Origin of the sequence: Curtobacterium sp. MCPF17_021 (assembly GCF_003234605.2) — a bacterium.
In the GTDB taxonomy this organism is placed as follows: domain Bacteria; phylum Actinomycetota; class Actinomycetes; order Actinomycetales; family Microbacteriaceae; genus Curtobacterium; species Curtobacterium flaccumfaciens.
This window is the reverse complement of the sequence record NZ_CP126252.1, coordinates 1276531-1295219: the sequence shown is the minus strand read 5'-3', so window position 1 is coordinate 1295219 and position 18689 is coordinate 1276531. Positions and strand designations below refer to the sequence as shown.

The following is an 18689-nucleotide window of genomic DNA, read 5'->3' as shown; positions in this document are numbered from 1 at the left end:
GGGCCCCACCAGCCGGTACCGGCGCACCGCGCCAGCGGGGTGACGGCCGTGCCTGGAGGGACGGTGCCAGCTGGCACCGGGCCTCCCGTCCGTCCGTGGTCGCGCTGCAGATCCCCGATCACCGGACCGCGATGCGGCGGCAGCGGCGACCGCGGGCATCGCCCGCTCGCTCGCGTGCGCCGCGTCCGTTCTGCCGCTGATCGACGTCACGATGGCGACGGAGGAGCCACCTGCGTCTGTGCCTGGAGGAACGCGACCGCTGCAACACTCTCGGGCGAGGAGGGGAACAGTGGCGTGATCGTCAGTCCGTCCGTCCCCGGGACGACGAGGAGCTCCCACTCGAAGTCGAGCCGCCCGAACGGCGGCACGTCCTGGACGAACGTGCCGTTGGTCAGGATCGCCACGTCGTGCCGTTCCCAGAGGTCCGCGAACTCGTCGGAGCGCGTCATCAGCCCTCTGAGCACCTCGCGCATCCGCTCGTCGCCGGGGTCGGCGCTGAGCCGGAAGACAGCGACGATCTGCGCGGCCCGTGCACGCCATTCCTCGACCGGGTACTTCGCGCGGCAGGCCTCGGAGAACACGTACTCGATCCGGTTCTGCCCACGGCTCAGGACACCGCCGCCGATCGCTTCGCACAGTGCGTTCGACGCGACGATGTCGAGGTTCCGATCGGCGACGAAGACCGGGGTGCCGTCCCAACGGCGCACGAGCCGTCGGAGTTCGTCGCCGCTCGGCTGCCGGCCGCGCACCGTGGCAGCCGGTGCCGGAGCAGGTTCCGCCACGCTTCTGAGGTACGCCGCGCCGTCGGCGTCCAGTCGCAGGGCGCGCGCCAGGGCCGCGATCACCTGGGCCGAGGGCACGTGCTCCCGGCCCTGCTCCAGCCGCACGTAGTACTCCGTGCTGATGCCGGCGAGCTGCGCGACCTCGGCCCGCCGGAGGCCCTGGACGCGGCGCCGGTCGTCCGCCGGAAGACCGACGTCGGACGGACTGAGCGCCGCGCGTCGCGCCCGGAGGTAGCTGCCGAGCAGCGAGGCGTTGGCCGTCAAGGGGACCCGTGCTCGCCGTCAGATCCGACCATGCGCCGATCCTAGACGGACACCGCTCCGTCGCACGCTCGCAGCTCGGTCGCCACTGACGACGCGCTTCCTCGACAAAGAGCTCTCGGTCTGACATGTTGACGGTCGTACACCGGTCAGTGAGGAGAAGCCGTGACGAAGCAACAGATCACGGCAATCGCGGGCCTGCTCCTGTTGGCCATGCTGTTGACGGTCTTGATCGGGGTGTTCGACGCTCGCCGACGTGTCATCGCCGCGGAAGGCAATGACCTCCGTACGGGCCAGAGCGCGTGGGTGACCGCGACGCTCGACGATCTCGAGCGTGCGCGGAGCGCGTTCGAACCGGGGACGAAGGTGTTCGTGGGTCTGGACGGTGACGTCCGCGCCGTCGTGGTCCTGTCCGGACAGTGGACAGACGTCCCATTGCACGACGGGCACGCACTGACCGGGCGCCCCGGCGAAGCCCTCGCCGGCGCTGACGTTGCCGTCCGCGGCGAGGACATCACCGTCGGTGGCACGACGTACGAGGTGGTGGGGCGTCTCGGTGTGCGGGCCGACAGCCTGCTGTCCGATGACGTGGTCCTCGCCGATCCGGCGCAGTTCTCGGCGTCACCACAGCGACTGCTCCTCGACGGCCCGAGCAGCGCCCACCACTACAGCGCACAGTTCCCCGGCCGAAGCGTCGAGATCATCGACGACGGCACGAACCGCAGGACGAACGTCGACGCCGCGTCGCCGGTCCTGGTCGCGCTCGGTTCCCTCGTCGTCGTGCTCATCGCCGTGGTCGCCGGGCTGCAAGCTGGACGATGGGAACTCCGCGCTGCCGCCGTACGCTTCACCACGGGGATCCGACCGTTGACCACCCTTCGCAGCGCCGCCATCCGAGTCGGCGTGATCAGCATCGCCGCCAGTACGACCGCGCTCGCGGGCGCGGCAGTCGTGAGGCAGACCACCATCCTCGACCTCGACGTCACCACCGCAGTCGTCGCGGTCGGAACCGTCGTGCTTGCCGTGTCCGTCACTTCGCTCTGGCAGGGAACCCGACGATGGAACTGCTGAACGATCTTCGATCCAACTGGACGATCATCGTCGCCAAGATCGTCTTGCTCGTGCTGCTCGCACTCTGCTGGTACAACGTGGCGTCGTTCACCCAGTCCACCTCGCAGGCAGTGGCCCAGGGCCTGTCCGCTGATGCCGACGTCGACCTCTACACCGTGATCGACGATCTCGACCCGGGTGCTTTCGAAGCGATCCGGCGAGACCAGCACGCGGTCGACGGAGTCGCCTCGTTCGTCGACCGTATCGACGATGAGCCCGGATTCGACTTCATCTCCTCGTACGACCAACCCGTCACCGTCCAGGACTTCCGCGGCGACGACCGCTTCGACGTCGGTTACGGGACCGAGTACACGCTCAACGGGAAGTACCAGGACGAGTCCGGACGGAGCGTCCAGGACATCAAGTCCATCCAGCTCAACGAGACCGCGTACGAGTTCGCGGGGCTCTCCGTGCAGGACGGCAAGCCGATCGAGTGGGACGGCGTCGACTGGGGATCCGGCCGGATCCCGGTGCTGCTCGGCAACGAGTACCGCGGCGTGTACGAGCTCGGGGAGCGATTCACCGGAGCGGTCATCCTGCAGGAGCAGGAGCTCGAGGTCGTCGGATTCCTCGAACCGAACAGCGCCATGTACTTCCGCGGTGAAGCGAACCACTACCTCGATGACACCGTCATCGTGCCCTACCCACCGACAATCGCCGGACTCGACCGAGCAGCACTCGACCGGCTGGATCCCGAGCTGTTCGGACGCCTGGTGTTCCAGGTGCTGAACTCCGACCTCGCCGTCGATCACAGCCTCGATTTCGGAGGCGTTGTCGCGCGACTCGACGCACTCGGAGACGACACCGGCTTCCGGTCGTACACGTTGCTCGGAGTTCCGACCTACCTCGTGCAGCTCTCCCTCGTCCGCCAGCTCATCCAGGACAACCTGGTGCTCGTCAGCGCGCTGCTCGTCGTCCTCACCGCGGGCGTGGGCATCATCACGGCGTTCCTCAACCGGCTCCTGCATCACCGTCGAGCGCCAGTGGCACGGGTGCACCATCTCCTCGGGAGGAGCCCGGATGCCACGAACCGACTGTTCCGCGCCAGCCGCCTGACCGAGTACACCGCCGCGCTCGGGCTGTTCCTCGCGTCCAGCGCGCTGCTCCCCAACGACAGTGCGATGGCACGACTCGGAGCCGGCACCGCCCTGCTCCTCTGGTGCGTGGTGGACGGCGTACTCGGTCGACGAGCCGTTCGCATCGAACTGACCACCCAACGCCGAAGAGGTACCCCACGATGATCGTGCTGCGCGACGTCTCGAAGACCATCACCGAGCCCGACGTCTCGACCCGAGCACTGTTCGACCGACTCGACTTCGACCTCCGCGAAGACGATCGCTCAGTGGCGATCACCGGGCGCAGCGGATCCGGCAAGAGCACGCTGCTCCGGATCCTCGCCGGCCTCGACACCGACTTCGGCGGGACCTACGAGCACGACGGGCACGTGCTCGAGCGCACCGCACGCAGGATGGCGGCGCACCGACTCCGACACATCGGCATCGTCACCCAAGACCACAGCCTCCTCGGCGACCGCAGCGTGCTCGACAACGTCCGGCTCGGCGTTCCTGCTCGCGCTGACTCCGCCGACCGAGCACATGAGGCTCTCGAGGCGGTCGGCATCAGCCACCTCGCTGGCAAGCGCCCACGACGACTGTCAGGAGGAGAAGCGCAGCGCGTCGCGATCGCTCGAGCCATAGCGAAGCGCCCTACCGTCGTCCTCGCCGATGAGCCCACCGGCGCACTGGACGAGACGACCGAAGACGACGTGCTCGCCCTCTTCGACCGGCTACAGCAAGCGGGAACCAAGTTCGTGATCGTCACCCACAGTGAGCGGGTTGCACAGCGATGCGGACGGCAACTCCACCTCCACCACGGGCAGCTCCTCGCGCGCGGCACGTGATGGACTGGAGGCTCCGTGCCAGCTGGCACCGGGCCTCCAGTCCGTCAGCGGTTGCGCTCCAGATCCTCGATCACGCGTGCGCGGTACGGTCGCGGCTGAAGAACTCGGCGTACATCTCCCGTTTCGCCGCGTGCGCATCGGGCTCGAGCTCGAGTCCCTCCATGTTGAGGTCGGTCCCGAACAGTCGCAGGATTCCCGGGCCGTTCGGCTCCGCGGTCTCGAGGGACACCGAGAACAGTGTCGGCGACATCTCGCCTGCAGCGATCCGTCGGGCCTCCGCAAACGCCGCACGGTACGTCGCGTCGGTGACGCGGATCACACTGACCGAGATGCTCGTGGCGTCCCAGTCGGGCGCGACCACCTCGCCGCTCGGGCCATGGAAGAAGTGCACGACGAACGTGTCGCGCTCGCCTTCGGCGCCGTAGTGCCGCTCGTCCACTTGTTCGATCTGCACGAACTCATCCTGTCAGCGTCAGCCGGGGCGTTCGAGGGCGCGGAGCAGCCGAAGAATGCACCTTCGCCGGTACCATCTCGCCATGGCTGAAGCAGGTCTGCTCGCAGCGAGCATCGCAGTCCTGGTGGGTACGGTCGCGATCCTCGTGCATCGTGTGCGGACCCCGGCCTGGGTGCGTGACGCGCAGCTCACCTTGAACGCCAGCCCCGTGACCAGCCTGCTGCTGCTCCTCTGCGGTGCGCTCCTGGTCGCCCTCGTCCTCGCCTTCGGGATCTTCTTGCTCGCCACCGGGCACAGCGTCGTCGGGTGGGCCATGGTCTGTCTCGCTGCGACCGGCATCGCTCACCTCGGGGTGACCGTGTGGATCCGGCGACAGCCGCTCTCGTGATCAGGTGCAGAGCTCGCCGGTGGAGAAGAAACGATCGAGGTGCTCGTCAGTGAAGACACGCACCACAAGTCCACCTCAAGGAGGGCATGCTGCTCGCGGCGACCTGGTCATCATCCGGGCTCTCGTCATGGTCGGGATCGTCGCCGTGATCATCTCCGCCGGCTACGTGTTCAACGGGAACCTGTACGCCTACGGGCTCTGCTCAACACCTCCACACACCGGGTGCTCGGACGCACCCTGGTTCAGCAGCATAAGCCTTTCGTTCTTCGGAGGCATTGCCGCGGTGGGTGTCGGCGCTTTCCTCGGCCTCCGCCGGCACGGAAATGGCCGTCACGGCATGTTGTTCCCGCTCGCTGCACTCGGAGCGGTGGCTGCGCTAACGGGACTGTCGATCGCCATCCTCAAGATCGCGACCCCGCTGTAGGGCTGTCACGCCTCCGCGCGCGCAATACAAGCCATCGCCTATTGGCTCCCTGAGTAGCCCGGCTCGCCCGTCGAAGCGTGGGCGACGAAGTTCGAGGGTTCCGCCCCCGAGGTCGCAGACGCCCTTCGGCAAGCCAAGTCTGGAGTCGCGCGCGACACATGTACTTCTGACGCTGTCCACGAGGAGGACGCGCGAAGGGCCGCGCGCTGAGCGGTCCGCTACGGGCAGCACGCGAGCGGAAGAACTAGTCTGAAAAGACGACTCGTCGAGGGATTAGCTCGGCGGATTGCGATCGATCGGAGCGTCTTGTTCACCCCAACCTCTCACTACCTAGCAGTGATGAACCCTGGCGGGGGCATGCCGTTTCCCATTTGGATCGTCATCGTCCTGGCACTCGTGGCGGTAGGCGGTGTCCTCGCCTTCACACGAGGACGACGCAGGTGACGTCATTGGCCTGGCTCCAGCCGGCTGAATGCGGGGCGGTTGGCTCCGTGCTCATTCGAACCCTTGCCCGTGTGTGGTGCACACTCCGAGTAGCACTCCGACAGCGGCAAGCACCCAGCCGCTGATTATGATCGGGAACCAGGGAAGCTTTTTCCGGTAGAGCTTGCCTGTCCGGCGGTAGTCGACGAGGTAGTAGACGATGCCGCTCGCGAACGGCAGTGCGCCGACGATGAACAGCGTGATGGCGAGAGAACGCATGCTTTCGACTTTGCCGAAGCGGTCGCGTCTTCGCCGCCGACGTCCTGACGGACCGCCCCCGGCGTTTCTCGATAGCCGATCGACTACCGGACACGGGCTTGTCTGGCTCACACCTCCCAGTCCGACCGGTAGGTTCTGCCCCGGAGCAGACTCGCGAGCTCAGCGTGCACCGTCATGGTCTTGCTCAGGCGGGCTGCCCGCTCCTCACTGAGCGCGTCTGCTTCCCAGTCCCGCTCCGAGAAGTACGCCGTGTATGGGTTCACCACGCACTTGAAGTCCAACATCAGGGACTCCGCGAGGGTGCCGGTCGCCATGTAACTGTGCGGCAGCCCAGCAGCGCACACGAAGGTAACGACCTTGTCGAACCAAGCCGCGCGACGTCTGCCGCCGGTCGCGCCTGTGGCCTCGATCAGCGATTTGACGGTGGACGACGGAGCCCAGTTGTAGACCGGGAACGCCAGCACCACCCCATCAGCCTCACGAATGAGATTGTGAAGCGCGCCGAAGGCATCACTGTCGAACACCCGGTCATTGTCGAAAGCCGGCAACGCGACCGTTGCGAGATCAACGACATCGGACCGGTGTCCAAACGCTGTGAGGAGGGCTGCCGATTGCTCGGCGAGCCGGCGGCTGGAGCTGACGGGGTCGAGGCTGCATGAAATGACGGGCAGACGCAAGGAGACCATCAGGTCACGGTACCGAGTGAGTCGCAGCCCGAACTGGCACGATCTGCGCGGCCGGTGGCACGACGTACGACGGTGGGGCCTCCTCGAGCAGAAGCAGCTCAGCCCCTTCGTGAGGGGGTTCAGCATCTTTCGAGCTCACGACATCGTTGTGACGCTCGCAACGCTCTTCAACGCGGCGCTCAATCTTGTCGCCCGCTTGATTGAGCTGCACGAGACCCGAAGCGCGTCTCGATAGCCGATGGTCCTATGAGACACGAAACCGGACGAACCAGTCAGCGGGCCCGGCACCCGTTCCGAGCTGTCCGCACGGCCCTCGAAGCGGTCGATCCTCTGCTCGACGTCGTGGCTGTTGTCGCCGTGATCGTGGTGGGTGCCGGGCTGATGATCGGCGCACTCACGGGCCACCATCCCGGAGGCCCGCTGTAAATCGTTGGTGACCTACTCGGAACCAGACGTCGCGTTCCAAGATCCGGGAGCCCACCCCGTGACGTCGCTCAAAGCACCGCGCCAGAACGGCACCAGCACCGTGGCAGCGTTGGGACCTGTGCCGATTCGGACGTCCTTCATGTGGAGGAACTGGCGAGCGAGGACCGGCAGTTCCGCATCGAGACGGTGCTTCACTTCCGCTGAATCGCCGTCGTGGAGTTCCGCGAACGTCTCTGCGAGGGCGCTGTTCTCAACGCCGGATTGCTTGAACTGATCGATGATCCCGGTGACCCAGGCTTGGCGGCTGATTGCGCGGCCGGACACGACGACTCCGTTCGAGATGACGGTCAGGGACACAAACGAATCCATGCGGTCCTCGGCGGCACCAGTGACGAGGCTGAGGAAGGTGTCGAGGTACCAGTCCTTGGGTTCGACGTCTTCCCATGTGTACCCGTCCGGGTCAGTCTTGGGATCCCACTTCTCCACGGGCTCGTCAGCGGGGCTGGTTGCGGTGTCGTCAGTCATGTTGCTCCTATCGGGATGCCCCGAACGACAGTCACGATGAGGGGCGTCGGATAGACGACTCTCACCCAATGCGTTCGTTGACGTCGCTCCTCGAGGCAGTGATCGCGGACGGTGTCCGATAGACGGTCCTCCCACGGACCTCGGTGTCCAACTCGGACTCGGGCTCGAACCGGACGATCCGCGAGAAGACTCGTGTCGCACATAGGCGGTCCGCTGAACGTCGCGATGAGGCAGCCCTATGCGAACGGCCCCACGACAGGCACAGGAACGAAGAAGCCCACCGAGATCCTCGGTGGGCTTCTGTCGTCGTGTCAGACACGTTTCGGTGGGCTGTCTTAAGAACCTCCAGATCCTTGAGGCGACGCGGTCGTCCGTCGGTCGATGGGAGCCCGTATCCCCTCACGCGCACCTGACTATCCTCTGACGCAGGCGGCCAGACGGACGAAGCGGTTCTGATCGGGCATTCCTTTGAGGGCTGAACCGTGCTGCCACACGCGGCACAGCAGCCTGCGACAGGCAACGGATCACCGTGGGACCCACAGCATCCGACCGCCGCGGTCGCCCACGAACCGGCGTCTGGCACTGGTGCACCGGCGCTTTCCTCGATGACGTTCGACCGACACCGGCAGTGATGCTCGCGAGCGTGCACCCCATCGGGGGGCTGAGGCTGAGCACCCGTCACCTCTAAACTCGCAATATGGGGTTCTCGGTGAAGATGGCGCCCGGCGTTCGAGTTCGAGTGTCAAGCCGTGGGGTGCGGACGAGTGTCGGTCCGCGCGCCGCGCGAGTTCACATCGGCGCTGGGGCAACCGGGTTCTCCTCGGGTGTGGGGCCCGTGACGTACTCGACGAGTCTCGGGGTAGGGCGCCGCAGTTCCTCCGGGAGCTTGACGCGATCTGTTGCTGCTTCGAGTCGAGCCGAAGATGCCGAACAGCTCGTGGATGTCTACACGCGGATCGCCGCCCTGCACCACGAGACGTTCCGGCCTGCCGCGCACCTGACCGAACCGCCTGCAACTCCCGTGTACGAGGCAGATGTCTTGAAGCGAGTGCAAAAGGAGAAGCTGAAGGGTGTCAGCGTGTTCGCGCGTGCACGCCGGCGAGAGGCTCTTGCCGACGCCGCTGTCGAAGCTCAAAACGAGCTCAGCGCGCGCCGGAACGAGAACGAACGACAGCAGCGAGCACGCCAGGCGCAGCTCGACTACGATTGGGCCCGACTCGTCGACAATGACTCCGACACGGTCATGGCCGCCCTCGCCGCTGCGTTCGAAGACAACGATGCGGCAGCGGCGCCCCTTGGCATATCCGGCGACGAAGCGACTCTAGTCGTCATCGTGCCCTCGGCGTCCGGAATGCCGCAGAAGAAACCAGACGTCACCGCAACGGGTCGGCCAACGATCAAGGCTGTGCCGAAGAAGGAGGCTGCCGATTGGCACAAGATCGCCGTCGCAGGCTGCATTCTCGTCTCCGTGAAAGAAGCGTTCGCGGTCGCGCCTGGCCTGCGGAGCGTGCGCATCGTCGCAACGACGATGCCGACGCCTGACGCATACGGGAATCGGAAGCCAGAAGTGCTCGTCGCCGCACAGTTCGAGCGGAGCCGGCTGGACGGGGTGAAGTGGACGTCGGTCGACTCCATTCGCATCCTGAACGACGTGAGCAGCGAGCTGCAGCTCAAACAGGTCGGAGTGACAAAGGCCCTCGCGCCACTGATGATGGACGATGAGCCAGACCTGCAGGCCCTTCTCGCGGTCATCGACTTCGCGGAGCTGGGCAAATGAGCACGGGCCGTCCGCAACAGGCCGAGCCCAACCGTGGCGCGTCCGCCTTCGATCTGGACCTTGACGAATCCAACCCGGAGGCTGCTCGCGCGCGAGCGTCCGCAGCCGCGGTGCCCGCATTCGACTCCGATGACGAGGAGCTGAGCGATGAGGCTGGCGAGGTTCACAAGACCCTCGACGGCGATGAAGTCGTCGTGACGTGGGAGCCGCGCAGCAGCGGCGACCGAATCGAAATGATGCGATTCAACCCCACCACTCACCTCGCTCGGATCTTCCCCCGAGCACGCGGAGGGGCTCTATACGAGAATCCCTTCGAACGCGTGACCGAGCTGCAGTTATTCATGCCGAAGTGGACGGACACGCCCCCGACTGAAGTAAGCGATCTCAACTTCCTCGTCCGTCTGCAGGGTCTGCCGCGTGGATTCAACCCCGTATTCGTGTATGGCCTCGGCATTAGCCGCCCCTACCGAGGGATCATTCAAGAAATCGAAACGGAATCTGCCTGCACCGTGGTGCGTCTCACCCTCGACGGTTCCGAAGGCGCGCACGGTGAACGATTTGACATCACGGTGGACCGATTCGAACGTTTCCGACAGGCAGTCGAACGAACGAAAGGTCGCGCGGCGACTGCGGCGAACCGGGTCATCGAAGCGGAGCAGCGTAACTCCGTCAACGAACTCTTCGGGAAGGTCGCCGCCACACCCAAGTTCGGGAAGAATCCGACTATTCGCGCGTTCACCGAGGAAGTGGCAACAGGTTACGTCACCAACGCCGCTGATAGGTCTGCGCTCGTCGACGAAGTTGCCCGTCAAGCACCCACCGTCGCACAGGAGAATCCCGAGCGCTTCGGGAAGCTGCGCGAAGACATCGAGCTGGTGTCTCTCGAGACCCTCATCGAGCAGTACGGGAGGGGACTGACGGGCGCACGAGCGAAGGACGAAGCGCACTGGCAATCGTTCTTCATGACGAATCCGTTCTCACTGCAGCAGATCTTCTCCGCTCCGATCCTCATCGTCGGCGAGCAAATTCACGTGCAAGGAACGAATCCTCTCGGCGGCGAGAGCCGAATCACAGACTTCCTCTGCGTGAACGCCGTCACCCGCTCAGCGATCGCGGTCGAGATCAAGACGCCAGCCACGAAGCTGATGACATCGACGCAATACCGCGGGGAGGGCGCTGCGCGCATCTACCCGACGCACAAGGAGCTCAGCGGAGCTGTCGCGCAGGTGGAAGCCCAGATGGAATCTGTGATGCATGAGCTCAAGGATCATCCGAGTTTCGGCACAATCGACAAGTGGCATGTGAGCGGTGCAGTCGTGATTGGGACGGTCAGCTCCCTGAGTACCGAGCAGAATGAGTCCTTCCTCCGGTTCCGGGAGGGCCTCGGGAAGGTTCAAGTCATCGGATTTGACGAGATCAGTGAACGACTCAAGCATCTACACACGCTTCTCTCGGATCCTGGCGCAGGCAGCACAGCGTCGTAGCTGGCCAAGCCGTGAGCGATGCACAATCCTGAAAATCGCGCTTTGAGCGCTGCGCTCGCCATCGTGTGGGACGTCGGACGCGCGTTCGCCCCCGAACCAGGGTTCCCGCGGCTCACGACCCCGCTCACGATTCGACGGGACGCTGCGGCACGCCCTGAGGCTGCAATGTCCGAGACCGCAGGTATTCTGTCGCTGTGACAAACGCGGCAACCCCTTCGACTCCGAGCACGCTTGCGTCCGGACCGGATGACGGAGTTCCGACTCTCTCAACCCTCTCTGCCACTTATGAACCGCAGCACCATCAGCTCTACTACGACTTGCTCAACTCCGCGATCGGGCATCCGTCAAGCCGGAACATTGCGCTCACGGGCCCCTACGGCTCAGGCAAGAGCAGCGTGCTCGAGAAGCTTCGAGTCGACCACATCGACCGCATCGTCAGTATCTCGCTTTCCACGATCGCTCCTGACCTTTCCGATGAAAGTGACGAGCCAACAGTCTCCGCCAGATCGAATCTGATTCAGAAAGAGATCGTCAAGCAACTGCTGTACCGGCTCGCTCCTCAGCGGGTCCCCCGCTCCCGCTTCCGACGCGCAACAGTGCAGCCGCACCTGCTCGACCTCCTGAAAGCGACCGTCGTCGGCGGAGTCATCTTCCTCATCGCCGAAGTTCTCGGCCTGGTCAGCACGCTGGCGGCGACGCTCGCGCCGGCGGACAGTATCCCCGCAGCCGCCGTAGCGCGTGGGGTCATTGCAGCGTTCTGCATCGGCGCGACATGGATCGTCTTCCGAGTAGCCCAGGCCCGGCCGCATCTTGATGCCGCACTGCGAGCCGGTCCCGCCACTGTCAACCTCTCCCGCACCTCGAACTACTTCGATGAGTACCTCGATGAAATCGTCTACTTCTTCGAATCCAGCAAACGTGACATCGTCGTCATCGAAGACATCGACCGCTTCGATGACGCTCGAGTATTCGACACGTTCCGAGCATTGAACAACCTTCTCAACGAGTCCGAACAAATCGGCAGCCGCATCGTTTTCGTGTATGCGATCCGGGACAGCATCTTCGAGACTATTGGCACCAGTGCCGCTCCGACCGAAACAAAAAGCGAAGCGCGTTCAGATGCAAAAGACCGGGCCGTGGCAACACTGGAACACGCAAGCCGGACAAAGTTCTTCGATGTCATCATTCCAATCGTGCCGTTCGTCAGCGGCGACAACGCACGTGATGTCATGACCGACGCGATGACGAGCCCCGACTTCACCATTAACCCGGCACTCATCCGCGTCGCCGCCCGCCACGTCCCCGACATGCGTCTAATACGCAATCTGAGGAACGAGTTCGAGGTGTACCGTCGCCGTCTGATCCTCACTCCGGATCGCTTGCCGGGAATTGACGACGACCTCGTGTTCGCAATCGTCGTTTTCAAGAACACGCATGCGTCCGACTTTGAGGCTATTCAAAAAAAGACGAGCAGTCTCGACACGTTGTATGCGGTGTGGCGGGAACTCGTTCGACAAAACGCCCGCAAGCAGACAACGGTGATCAACAACCTGCGAATTCAGCAACGGAATGGGGCGCAGGCCAGGGTCGTCGAACGCCTCGCACAGAAGTACGAAGCGTTCATCGATGACCTGACCTCATCGGCCGATATCGACAGCGGCCGCTACACAACGACAGTCGAGTCGGTTGGCCCGCTGACGACCGGTACCATGCTCGATCCAGCCGCATGGAGGGAGCTCGCCTCCGGAACATCACAGAGGGTGACTCTCCGGAATTCGAGAACAAATTGGACGATTGAACTGCAATTCACCGCGGACCAGTTGAGGAGCCGTCTGGGGGTGAACGTCGACCCCGACGCGGGAGTCAATGAAGAAACACTTGAGCAGTCCCGCGTAGCGGAAGCGGACCTTGAGTTTCTCCACCACCACACCTGGGAGCAACTCAGCGCTCGCGACGACCTCACAGTCGACCTTACCGCGCTCAAGATGGTACCCACGGGCGCCAATGACCTCGGCCCGATCAGTTTCCGAACTGCCGTCGACGCCATCCTCGAGTCTGCACTCGCGAAGGAACTCGTTCGACGCGGCTTCATCGATTCACACTTCGCGTTGTACTCCTCCACGTTCTACGGCGGTCACGTCAGCCAGGATGCGATGGAGTATATCCGCCGAAGCATCGAGCCCGGCGAGCCGGACGCCTCTTTCTCGCTTTCACCTGAAGACGTGCGACAGATCCTTACCGAGCAAGACGCCACAGAGAGCGATACGGCAGAGTTCTTCACCGACCCGAGCGTTTTCAACGTCAGCATCGTCAACTACTTGATCGAGCATCGCGAGGGCGCGGCTTGCACCGTTGCCCGTCGCCTCGCCCGAGCGCAGGACGTCGAAGTTGACTTCTTGGAAACATATGTTCGCGAAGGACAGAAACCTGATCGGCTTCTCGCACTGATGACGCCGGAGTGGTCGAACGCTTTGAACTTCGTAGCGAGATCGGAATCGATCCGCGCCGAGGACCGCGTTCCATACCTCAACATCGTCCTCGCAAACGCTTCCGTCGAGACAGCGGCCCCTGATGAGCACACCGCCGCGGTCATCAGCGACGCATACAGCTCTATGTCCTCCATCACGCATCCATCAAATGCGGCCGCGGCTCGCACGGTGCTGACACTGCTCGACCGCGCTCACATTCGGTTGACAACTCTGAAGCCGCTATCCAAGGCAGCCCGCCGCGAGGCGCTTCGGCTCCGCATGTTCCCGCTTACTCCGCAGAACCTTCGTCTCCTGCACCCTGAGGGCCCAATCGGTCTCGACACCCTTCGAGCTGACGAAGATCTCTACGGCTACGTGTCGGACAACCTCGACACCTACCTTGACATGGCCCACAGTCGCCGCCGAGAGATCGGCGCAGTCACGAGCAGCCAGAACTTCATCGCCGTCCTGACAGATCTCTCTCCGATGGCTAGCGCCGAGCAACTCGATCGGATTGTCGCGTCCACGCCGCGGACCTTCACTGTCGACTCGCTGGCCGCTGTGCCCGCAAACTCATGGCCCGCGCTGGCCCACCATCGACGCATTCCTCCGACTTACACGAACGTGCGCAGTTACATCGACGAGCACGGCCTCGACCATCATCTTGGGCGAATCTTCGGACGGCGCCGAGTCGTCATCGACGGTCTGGAACAAGATCCAGCAGAGCGGTCGGCGCTCGCGATCGAGCTCGTCAACGCGGCAACGGCGATTCCATCAACCGCACTTCGTGTCGCACTCGCGAAAAGTCTGAAGCCCGGTCCGCTCGCGCCCGTTGACGTTCAGCCAGAGCCCGGGGACCTCGTCGCCCGCCTCCTGATCAATAAGCTTCTCCCGGACGCCGCCGCAACCTTCGAGCCGCGACTGATGACCGACTGGGCCACACTCGAGGCGACCATGGCGAAGTCAAAAGAACTCGCGTCTTTCATCATCCCCGGGATCCTGCCGACCGAGCGTGTTGCTCCCGCGCTCCGGAGCCCTGCGGTCCCGTACGAAACGAAGCAGGCGGTAGTCAAGGCCCTCCCCGACTGGTTGAGCGCAGTCAAACCCCGACACGCGGAAGACATGTCGCGCGCGCTACAGGAACATGGTTGGAGCTTGCCGCCCAACCTCATCCTTGCCCTAAAGACCGCAGGCGCCTCACCCCAAAGCCTGATTCCGATCATTGCTCAAAGCGAGGACAAGGTCGACATTGACGACCTTCGCGAACTCCTCCGAGGGTTCGGCGCCAACTGGACACGGGTCGCGAATGGAGGTCGCGGTCGACCCACCTTCACAGTCACGGAATCGAACCGACAGGTGCTGCAACGTCTGGTAGGCAGAACCATCAAAGCGGTCGAAGACCAAGCATTCAAGTCCGGGCCGCTGCTCGTCGCACCGCTGCGTTGACCCCTCTGGGTGTCCTCGATCGCGTTAGAATACGGCTTCGGTGTCCGCTTCCCCTCTGGTCCGAGCTTCGCACAGCTATCGGCCTCACTCCTCGCCCCGTCGAGTGTTGGCTGAAACGCTCGCCGTCATCAGCTGTCCTTGGTCGCTGGCCGCCCGTCAGTCGTCCGAAAGTTCGCTGCGCCGGCGCGGGCGCGTTCGCGGGCCGCGAGCCGCGAGCCGCGGTCAATAAGTCGGGTGCCGCTCAGTGACACGCAGCCAGTCGTCGAAATGCAAGATCACAATCCGCTGCGCGGAGCGTTCACTCCACTCGTTCTCCCACTCCCGGATCCGCGAGAGGCACAGCGCGAGGTAGTCGGCGGCGTAGCTGGACCATCGGGCGCTGTAGTCGATGGAGTCGCTGAGGACGTCGTCTCCGGTGTCGAGGAAGATGAGTCCGTTGCCGAGCGCTTCACCAAGGCAAGCGCGTGTGGAACGCTTGAGGTGTCGCCATTGACGTGGGAGCCGGATCTTCATCGCGTCCAGGCTGCGGTAAGCAATCGGGATGTGCTCGACCCAAAACGCGGTGTCGCGACGGTCGCGCAGGTGAGCTACGAAGCAGGGCTGAGCCCACAAGACCCAGAACAACGAAGAGAGGCCCGCAGCCAACCGGCTGCGGGCCTCTCTTCGTTGTTGGGTTCTTAAGACAGTTCTTAAGACGCCCCTTCGGTCGGGCTGACAGGATTTGAACCTGCGACCCCTTGACCCCCAGTCAAGTGCGCTACCAAGCTGCGCCACAGCCCGCGAGTTCCGGAGAACTCAGGACCCCGGAGGATCCTCGCCCACGTCCGACCGGAGCGCGAGCGACCGGTCCAGCATAGCGGACGTCAGACCCCCTCCGTGCCACGGCGAGTCGGCCGCACCACCTCGCGCTGCGCCGCCAACCACGGCAACCCGAGCCCGACGAGCAACCCACCGGACCCGTCCGCCGCCAGGTCCCCGATCGTGTCGTCGTACCCGACGAAGATCTTCGAGTCGACGAAGTTGTGCCCGAGCCACTCCCCCATCTCCCAGACCGCCCCGACCGCGAGTCCCGCACACAGCGCGAGCACCGCGACGACCACCCGGCGCTCGGCGTGCGGGGCCGGTACCGCCCGCAGATCGGCACCGATGACGTAGAGCACCGCCGCGAGCAGCCCGGTCAGCACGACGTGCATGAACTTGTCCCACAGGAAGACGGTCGTGTACCACTCGAGCACGCTCGACCACCCGGCGAGGAGCACGAGCACGCACACCGCCACGTCGAACGCGGGCCGCAGCCCGAGCATCCGCGGCACGACGACCCCGAGCAGCGCCAGCGCCATGACCGGGAACGCCGTCCCGCCCCACCCGACACTCGCCACGACGACGCTCACGAGCGTCAGCGCCCGCACCACGTCGGCCACCAGGAACCGCGGCCGCAGGAACGTCGGTCCGAGCGTGCGGATCACGACGCCCACCGCACCACCGCGTGCACGGCGGCGTGGTCGGACGGCCACACGCCGCCCGGCCGCCGCACGTCGACCGCGACGCGGTCCACCTCCGCCTCAGCGGTCACGAGCACCCCGTCGATCCGCCGGCCACCGACGCGCGGACTCCCGTAGTGCGGGTACGTCCCGGAGGGCTCACCCACCTGCCTGGAGGCCCGCCCCCAGCTGTCCTCGACACCCGCCTCCGCCAGCGCTCGCCATGGTGCGGAACCGGCGGGGCTGTTCCAGTCGGCCATGACCACGGCGGGCAGGCCGCGCTGCCGGACGATCCGGCCGAGCAGTTCGGCGGAGCGGAGTCGGGCCCACGGCGAGGCGACGTCGAGGTGGGTGGCGACGGCCAGGAACCTGATGCCGGTCGCGCGGTCGTCGACGACGGCTCCGACGGCGTGCCGAGGGAAGGACGTGGCCCACGACCGCGAGCCGGGGCGGTGGGGTGTGCGGGAGAGCGCCCAGGTGCGGCGCTCGACGACGTCGAGGCGGGAGCGGTCGAGGAACAGGCCGACCTGTTCGCCACCGCCGCGCGCTCCCCGTCCGGCCAGGACGGGCTCCCAACCCGACCCGAGGCCGGACGTCAGGTCGTCTGCCTGCGTGGGCAGGGCCTCCTGGACGGCGAAGACGGTCGGCGCTTCGGACGTGACGAGCGCGAGCACGGCATCGCGGCGACGATCCCAGGCGTCCGGGTGGGTCGGCTGTCGCGGCACGCGGCGACGCACGTTGAGCGTCATGCAGTGCACCTCGGGCGACCCGACCGGTCCGATGAGCGGGCGGTCGTCGGGGTGGTGGGGCATGCCTCCCTTCTACGAGACGACACCCGTCGGATTCCCAGGGACCTCTCCGTCTGGCTCGTATGGTGGCTCGATGCGTTCTCGTTCCACCCCTCGTTTCCTGGTCGCGATCGCGGTCTCCGGGCTGCTGCTCGGAGCCGCCGGGTGCACGTCAAGCGGACCGGACACGAGCCGCCCGACCCTGGCGAAGGCCTCGGCCGACACCGTCACGGTGGCCGATGCCTCGGACGCCGCCGCCCGGTCGGTCCGCGTCAGCAAGGCCCTGTTCGCGAGTGCTCCCGGAACGGTCGTCGCCCGGGCCGGCGATGCCGACGGCATCCGCGATGCGGCCGAGGCTGCGGCGAGCGCCCACGTCCCGGTGCTGCTGACGGCCAAGGACACGAGCGCTGCCGTCGCCCGCGAGCTCGACCGGCTCGGTGCCGACTGGTACCAGGCCGAGGGCGACGTGTCGGTCGACACGGACGTCGAACAGCGGCAGGCGCCGGACGGCGGTGACGCGCCGGAGTCGACCCGGGCCTCCCGGCAGGCGACCGTGGTGGTGGCGGACGCGAGTGCGGACGCTGCTGCCGTGGCGACCGCGAAGGCCGCCGGCGCCCGCGTCGTGACCATGCCGGAGGGCGTGACCGACCCGGCTGCCGCACCCGACGTGGTGACGGCGCTGCACGAGCGGGCGAAGCACCCGACCGTCCTGGTCGGCGCGGCGTTCGACGCCCTGCCGGACGCGGAATGGACGGTGCGGGCGGCCGAGGGCGGGTTCCAGCTGCGGAACGGCGGCCAGCGGCCGTTCGACGGGCACCGGTACGTCGCGCTGTACGGGGCTCCCGGAGCGCCTGCGCTGGGCGTGCTCGGCGAGCAGGGGCCGAAGGAGACCGTGCAGCGTGCCGAGCAGGTCGCCAAGCCGTACCGGGCGGAGTCCGACGAGCTCGTGACGCCCGCGATGGAGGTCATCGCGACCGTCGCCGCCGGGGACGCCGGAGCCGACGGCGACTACTCGACGGAGCTGCCGGTGTCGACGCTCGAGCCCTACGTCGACGCCGCGCACGAGGCGGACATGCCGGTCATCATCGACCTGCAGCCCGGGCGGTCGGACTTCCTGTCGCAGGCCAAGAAGTACGAGTCGCTGCTGAAGAAGCCCGGCGTCTGGCTGGCGCTCGACCCGGAGTGGCGGCTGACGAAGGACCAGGTGCCCCTGCAGCAGATCGGGAGCGTCTCGGCGTCCGAGGTGAACGAGGTCTCCTCGTGGCTGGCTGCGCTCGTGAAGAAGGAGGGGCTGCCGCCGAAGGCCCTGGTGCTGCACCAGTTCCGGCTGTCGATGATCCAGGACCGCTCCGCACTGCAGACCCACCCGGAGCTCGAAATGCTCGTGCACGTCGACGGGCAGGGGTCGCAGCCCGACAAGCAGGCGACGTGGAAGGCACTGCACCAGGGCGCGCCGGAGGGGTTGCACTGGGGCTGGAAGAACTTCACCGACGAGGACACGCCCATGCTGACGCCCGCGCAGACGATGCGGGACGTGCGGCCGACGCCGTCGTTGGTCACGTACCAGTAGGGCCCGGTCGGTCCGGT

Annotated in this window: 17 protein-coding genes and 1 tRNA gene; 9 read left to right on the top strand and 9 right to left on the bottom strand. The window is 65.6% G+C overall.

Annotated features, from left to right (window positions below):
• Positions 1-206 precede the first annotated feature (206 nt).
• Entirely contained in the window at positions 207-1046 is an 840-nt protein-coding gene (locus tag DEJ29_RS06205; RefSeq protein WP_111094653.1) for a helix-turn-helix domain-containing protein, read from the bottom strand.
• Positions 1047-1208: 162 nt separating this feature from the next.
• Here DEJ29_RS06205 and DEJ29_RS06200 point away from each other — a divergent pair, with 162 nt between their 5' ends.
• From DEJ29_RS06200 to DEJ29_RS06190, 3 genes are read left to right on the top strand one after another with little or no spacing between them, the layout of a single operon-like run.
• Positions 1209-2114 (top strand): hypothetical protein, encoded by a 906-nt coding sequence (locus DEJ29_RS06200; RefSeq protein ID WP_111094654.1) that lies wholly within the window; start codon positions 1209-1211, stop codon positions 2112-2114.
• Positions 2102-3394 carry a hypothetical protein gene (locus DEJ29_RS06195; RefSeq protein ID WP_111094655.1) on the top strand — a complete coding sequence of 431 codons (1293 nt, stop codon included), beginning with the start codon at positions 2102-2104 and terminating at the stop codon, positions 3392-3394. The genes DEJ29_RS06200 and DEJ29_RS06195 overlap by 13 nt, the downstream gene beginning before the upstream one ends.
• Positions 3391-4053, top strand: coding sequence for an ABC transporter ATP-binding protein (locus tag DEJ29_RS06190; RefSeq protein ID WP_111094656.1), 663 nt, complete (start codon positions 3391-3393; stop codon positions 4051-4053). The genes DEJ29_RS06195 and DEJ29_RS06190 overlap by 4 nt, the downstream gene beginning before the upstream one ends.
• 70 nt (positions 4054-4123) lie before the next feature.
• Here the strand turns inward: DEJ29_RS06190 and DEJ29_RS06185 are convergent, their stop codons facing one another.
• Positions 4124-4507 (bottom strand): hypothetical protein, encoded by a 384-nt coding sequence (locus DEJ29_RS06185; RefSeq protein WP_111094657.1) that lies wholly within the window; start codon positions 4505-4507, stop codon positions 4124-4126.
• 82 nt (positions 4508-4589) lie between these two features.
• Here DEJ29_RS06185 and DEJ29_RS06180 point away from each other — a divergent pair, with 82 nt between their 5' ends.
• Both DEJ29_RS06180 and DEJ29_RS06175 read left to right on the top strand, forming a co-directional pair.
• The gene (locus tag DEJ29_RS06180; RefSeq protein WP_111094658.1) at positions 4590-4895 is read left to right on the top strand and encodes a hypothetical protein; all 306 of its coding nucleotides are present in this window, start codon (positions 4590-4592) and stop codon (positions 4893-4895) included.
• A 49-nt stretch (positions 4896-4944) separates the two neighbouring features.
• Entirely contained in the window at positions 4945-5319 is a 375-nt protein-coding gene (locus DEJ29_RS06175) for a hypothetical protein (protein WP_146248311.1), read from the top strand.
• Between the two features lie 495 nt (positions 5320-5814).
• On the opposite strand, the gene DEJ29_RS06170 is transcribed toward DEJ29_RS06175, so the two are convergent.
• From DEJ29_RS06170 to DEJ29_RS06160, 3 genes are all read right to left on the bottom strand, one after another.
• Positions 5815-6021 (bottom strand): hypothetical protein, encoded by a 207-nt coding sequence (locus DEJ29_RS06170; RefSeq protein WP_111094660.1) that lies wholly within the window; start codon positions 6019-6021, stop codon positions 5815-5817.
• A 107-nt stretch (positions 6022-6128) separates the two neighbouring features.
• Positions 6129-6707: an NADPH-dependent FMN reductase gene (locus DEJ29_RS06165; RefSeq protein ID WP_111094715.1), complete on the bottom strand. Its 579-nt coding sequence runs from the start codon at positions 6705-6707 to the stop codon at positions 6129-6131.
• Between the two features lie 438 nt (positions 6708-7145).
• Positions 7146-7658: a GvpU-like protein gene (locus DEJ29_RS06160; RefSeq protein WP_111094662.1), complete on the bottom strand. Its 513-nt coding sequence runs from the start codon at positions 7656-7658 to the stop codon at positions 7146-7148.
• Positions 7659-8595: 937 nt separating this feature from the next.
• On the opposite strand from DEJ29_RS06160, the gene DEJ29_RS06155 reads away from it, so the two are divergent.
• From DEJ29_RS06155 to DEJ29_RS06145, 3 genes are all read left to right on the top strand, one after another.
• Entirely contained in the window at positions 8596-9435 is an 840-nt protein-coding gene (locus DEJ29_RS06155) for a hypothetical protein (RefSeq protein WP_111094663.1), read from the top strand.
• Positions 9432-10919, top strand: a complete 1488-nt coding sequence (locus DEJ29_RS06150) for a Shedu anti-phage system protein SduA domain-containing protein (protein WP_111094664.1) — start codon at positions 9432-9434, stop codon at positions 10917-10919. Before DEJ29_RS06155 ends, DEJ29_RS06150 begins: the two co-directional genes overlap by 4 nt.
• A gap of 194 nt (positions 10920-11113) precedes the next feature.
• On the top strand, positions 11114-14833 hold the full coding sequence (locus DEJ29_RS06145; RefSeq protein ID WP_111094665.1) for a YobI family P-loop NTPase: 3720 nt from the start codon (positions 11114-11116) through the stop codon (positions 14831-14833).
• A gap of 222 nt (positions 14834-15055) precedes the next feature.
• Here DEJ29_RS06145 and DEJ29_RS06140 read toward each other — a convergent pair whose 3' ends face one another.
• From DEJ29_RS06140 to DEJ29_RS06125, 4 genes are all read right to left on the bottom strand, one after another.
• On the bottom strand, positions 15056-15346 hold the full coding sequence (locus tag DEJ29_RS06140; protein WP_146248312.1) for a hypothetical protein: 291 nt from the start codon (positions 15344-15346) through the stop codon (positions 15056-15058).
• 193 nt (positions 15347-15539) lie between these two features.
• Positions 15540-15613 (bottom strand) — tRNA-Pro (locus DEJ29_RS06135).
• Positions 15614-15696: 83 nt separating this feature from the next.
• Positions 15697-16299, bottom strand: a complete 603-nt coding sequence (locus tag DEJ29_RS06130) for a DUF2238 domain-containing protein (RefSeq protein ID WP_146248313.1) — start codon at positions 16297-16299, stop codon at positions 15697-15699.
• Entirely contained in the window at positions 16296-17126 is an 831-nt protein-coding gene (locus DEJ29_RS06125; protein WP_111094668.1) for an endonuclease/exonuclease/phosphatase family protein, read from the bottom strand. The genes DEJ29_RS06130 and DEJ29_RS06125 overlap by 4 nt, the downstream gene beginning before the upstream one ends.
• Before the next feature lie 70 nt (positions 17127-17196).
• On the opposite strand from DEJ29_RS06125, the gene DEJ29_RS06120 reads away from it, so the two are divergent.
• Positions 17197-18672, top strand: a complete 1476-nt coding sequence (locus DEJ29_RS06120; protein ID WP_111094669.1) for a hypothetical protein — start codon at positions 17197-17199, stop codon at positions 18670-18672.
• Positions 18673-18689 lie beyond the last annotated feature (17 nt).

What these genes read in the sequence shown, in the direction of transcription:
- DEJ29_RS06195 (WP_111094655.1), top strand. Translation starts at nt 2,102, where the DNA reads ATGGAACTGCTGAACGATCTTCGATCCAACTGGACGATCATCGTCGCC.
- DEJ29_RS06190 (WP_111094656.1), top strand. Translation starts at nt 3,391, where the DNA reads ATGATCGTGCTGCGCGACGTCTCGAAGACCATCACCGAGCCCGACGTC.
- DEJ29_RS06180 (WP_111094658.1), top strand. Translation starts at nt 4,590, where the DNA reads ATGGCTGAAGCAGGTCTGCTCGCAGCGAGCATCGCAGTCCTGGTGGGT.
- DEJ29_RS06170 (WP_111094660.1), bottom strand. Translation starts at nt 6,021, where the DNA reads ATGCGTTCTCTCGCCATCACGCTGTTCATCGTCGGCGCACTGCCGTTC.
- DEJ29_RS06165 (WP_111094715.1), bottom strand. Translation starts at nt 6,707, where the DNA reads ATGGTCTCCTTGCGTCTGCCCGTCATTTCATGCAGCCTCGACCCCGTC.
- DEJ29_RS06160 (WP_111094662.1), bottom strand. Translation starts at nt 7,658, where the DNA reads ATGACTGACGACACCGCAACCAGCCCCGCTGACGAGCCCGTGGAGAAG.
- DEJ29_RS06150 (WP_111094664.1), top strand. Translation starts at nt 9,432, where the DNA reads ATGAGCACGGGCCGTCCGCAACAGGCCGAGCCCAACCGTGGCGCGTCC.
- DEJ29_RS06140 (WP_146248312.1), bottom strand. Translation starts at nt 15,346, where the DNA reads ATGAAGATCCGGCTCCCACGTCAATGGCGACACCTCAAGCGTTCCACA.
- DEJ29_RS06125 (WP_111094668.1), bottom strand. Translation starts at nt 17,126, where the DNA reads ATGCCCCACCACCCCGACGACCGCCCGCTCATCGGACCGGTCGGGTCG.
- DEJ29_RS06120 (WP_111094669.1), top strand. Translation starts at nt 17,197, where the DNA reads ATGCGTTCTCGTTCCACCCCTCGTTTCCTGGTCGCGATCGCGGTCTCC.